The organism is Pseudomonas sp. SIMBA_068 (assembly GCF_046534705.1).
Lineage (GTDB): Bacteria > Pseudomonadota > Gammaproteobacteria > Pseudomonadales > Pseudomonadaceae > Aquipseudomonas > Aquipseudomonas putida.
On record NZ_JAWRYI010000832.1, the window covers coordinates 1 to 261 of the forward strand.

Here is a 261-nt window from a genome sequence, read left to right on the forward strand (position 1 = left end):
CCTCCCGCACCTACGAGCACGCGCCCACCGTTCTGCATCAGCCCCATGTATGTCAGACCAACACCCGTAGCAGCACGCGCGATGCTGAACGCTTCGTTTGCTGCCGAATAGCCGTCGTTGACCGTGCGTAACGTCAGCTTTCCGACACCATCATGGATGATTTCCCATCGCTTTTGGTCGGCAACCGCGCCTTCGCGTGTGAGCATGACCGACGTTTGAGCCGTGCCGCCGCCATTCGACGCCACGAGCGCGCCCGTCGTG

1 protein-coding gene is annotated in these 261 nt (G+C 62.1%); it reads right to left on the minus strand.

Annotated elements, in window-relative coordinates; translation table 11 throughout:
- Window positions 1-261 (minus strand): hypothetical protein (locus tag SB756_RS31660; RefSeq protein ID WP_410913445.1); only part of this gene is annotated, 261 nt, incomplete at both ends.